The following is a 2,968-nucleotide window of genomic DNA, read 5'->3' on the forward strand; positions in this document are numbered from 1 at the left end:
CCATGATACCGGGGTGACACTGTACTTGGAGAACTTATGGTGAATAATTCAGGTACTACGAATATTTTTCACAGAAGTCAAAATTAATTTGAATTTTAGAATGACTTTTATTTTAGAGCCGACCATGTTATGCTTTTCACTGTTAGCAGTGTAGTGGCTGCTAACAACCCAAATACTTTGTTTTGAAGCTTTTTCTTTCATAGTAAGCAGGCAGCATTCCCACAAGTGCCGCCTGTGCTTGGGTAACAAAGCCTTATTCTGATGGAAGCCGCCCACGGCAAATGGCGGCTTTTTTGGTAGCGTGATAAACGAGACGGTTAGACTGTGAGCATTAGCCTAGCGAGGGGGAAATACCGGGTTTTGGTATTATCCCATTGCGTAGCTAAGCGGAGCAGTCTGTCTCGCTTTATCACGTTTCTGCGGCAGCCTATAGACCAGCTCAGTTGGATTATGCATTCTGAGCATTAGCCCATTATGTCGCTTTATCACGTTTCCGCAGCAGCCGATAAACCAGCTTTGAAGTTAGTGCAGTCAAGGGCCACTATCAAGGATTAACCGCAAGTAACGTGACACTAAAACAGCAAAAAGTGCCGCCTAAAATATAATGATCGTTTCAACCAGTCAATCAAAAAAAGGGCCCCGCCTCAAATGAGGCAGCGTCCTTTTTCGGTCAACCGCATTAGCCGTTGTTTTTTTGGTTAATCCAGTCTGTGGATAAGGTCATGGCGGCGCGGGCCGCGTTGGTTTGGTCTAACACGTTTAGCATGACGAAATCATGAATCATTCCTTGGAAGCGGGCTTGTGTGACTTCAACGCCAGCGTCCCTTAGTTTCCGGGCGTAAGCTTCGCCTTCGTCGCGTAATACGTCGGCTTCATCCGTTAAGATTAATGCGGCGGGCAGGTCTTTTAAGTCAGCTAAGGTCGCCCGTAATGGGGAGGCTGTAATGTCGGCGCGGTCTGTATCTCGTTCGGTGTATTGGTCCCAGAACCATTTCATCCCGTCTCGGGTCAAGTAGTAGTTATCGGCGAATTCTAAATAAGAACCTGTGCCGAAGTCAGCGTCTGTTACTGGGTAGTACAAGACTTGTTGGTTGATCTTTAGACCTTTGCGCTGCTTGGTCATAATCGTCATGACGGTGGACATGTTCCCGCCAACAGAATCACCGGCGACGGTTAGTTTGGTGACGTCTAATTTGAATTTGTCTTTTAATTCAGGCAATTTTTGCAAAACAGCGTAGTTTTGCTCAATAGCCGTTGGGTACTTTGCTTCTGGTGACAGGGAATATTCTGGGAAAACAACGGCTGAATTGGTGCGTACGGCCAGTTCCCGGGCTAATTTATCGTGGGTTTTTGCGCTGCCGAAAACCCAGCCGGCGCCGTGAATGTAAAAAATCACAGGCAGAACGGCATCGTTTTTTTCTGGGCGGATCACCCGCACGTTAATGGTACCCCATTTGCCGGTATCCACTGGTAAATCAGTGATGTCAGCAGGCTGTTTGGTGATTTTACTGGATTGGACTTCTTCCAGCAAAGCCCGGCCGGCTTTTGGCTCTAACTCATAAATCCGGGGATGCGGTGCGTTAGCGTCACTAAATTCAATTGCTGCTTTTTCTAAAGAGATTCTGTCAGTCATAAAATACCTCCTCAATTCATTCATGCGGAATTTTTCCGCAAACCGACGACTTACCGGCACAGGCCGCTGCAAAAGCGGCTCTGCTGCCGGTAAATAAAACGCATTACAATTTCATGATACAAGGTTATCTTGTGAAAAACCAGTCAAATATTGAAAACGCTTTAAATAATTAAGAAATGCACGTTAACAGGGTTTCATTTAAAAGCGATTCATTTAAAAAAATAGTTTGTTACGCATTGCATCAAAAAAGCCTGTTGCGTCATTTAATGTGAGGCAACAGGCTGTGGTTTTAATTTAATTGCTGGTCCGCTTTTTGGTTTAATTTTTCAGCGGCTTTAAAGTCGGCGGTGACAATCGCTGAACGCACGCCCCAACGGTAGAAGCCGTAGGAGGCAATGGCGATAATCAGCTGGTCCCACGGGTAGTGAATCCAATTCAACCCGTTAAATGGTTGGCCGCCAATATAAGACATGATTGAAATGAAAATCAGGTAGGTCACCAGCCACAGACTCGCACCAAAGGCCTTTTTTGTCTCTTTAAAGTGCAGCTTCCATTCGTAGAAAAAGTAAATCGGCAGGCCTAGTAAAATGATCACAATCACTTCAATAGTGGTTGGCCATTTGGCCCAGTAAATAGCCAGGGACGCTAAGATAAACGAAAATGGTGCCATGAAGCCTAAATGTTTTAGGCGAATCGGGCGGATTAAGCGGCTGCCGATATGGCGCAAGGAGACAGCGGTGACCGGCCCCGTCAGGTAGGCGATTAACGTAGCGGTGGACAGCACCGTGGCCAACAGGGACCAGGAGCGGAAAATCGATACCATGACCATACTCAAAACAGCGCTGACCACCATGGCAATTCTCGGGGTACCGTATTTTAAGTTAAGCCGGGCCAAAGCTTTAGGCAAATGGTGGTTGCCGGCCATGGCGTATAACGCCCGCGCGGTGGAGGCCACAAAGGAAACCCCCGTGCCAAATGGCGAGACAAACGCATCCATGTAAAGTAAAACGGATAACCAGTGAATGCCTAGTAAAATGGCCAGGTCCGCAAACGGCGAGTTGAAATTCAACCCGTGCCAGCCGTGGACTAACGCGCTAGCCGGCATAGACGTAATAAACGTACTTTGCAAGACCACGTAAATGGCGCCAGAAATCAGCAGGGATAAAAACATGCCCCGTTCAATGTTCTTTTTGGGGTTTTCAATTTCACTGCCCATGTTAATCACGGTTTGAAAGGCGTTAAATGAGAAAATAATCCCGGCAACAGAAGTAGCCGTTAAGGGGTTAATGGAACATCCATACGAAAAGTAGCGGTAGGAAGCCGAACACTCAGAAT

At 46.8% G+C, this 2,968-nt stretch carries 2 protein-coding genes; both read right to left on the minus strand.

The window, feature by feature from the left end:
* Positions 1-679: 679 nt before the first annotated feature.
* A complete protein-coding gene (locus FC07_RS07550; RefSeq protein ID WP_057904520.1) occupies positions 680-1,633 on the minus strand; it encodes an alpha/beta hydrolase in 954 nt (317 codons plus the stop codon).
* Positions 1,634-1,922: 289 nt separating this feature from the next.
* Positions 1,923-2,968 (minus strand): APC family permease (locus tag FC07_RS07555; protein ID WP_157050130.1); only part of this gene is annotated, 1,046 nt, incomplete at its 5' end.

Origin of the sequence: Loigolactobacillus bifermentans DSM 20003 (assembly GCF_001434575.1) — a bacterium.
GTDB lineage: Bacteria > Bacillota > Bacilli > Lactobacillales > Lactobacillaceae > Loigolactobacillus > Loigolactobacillus bifermentans.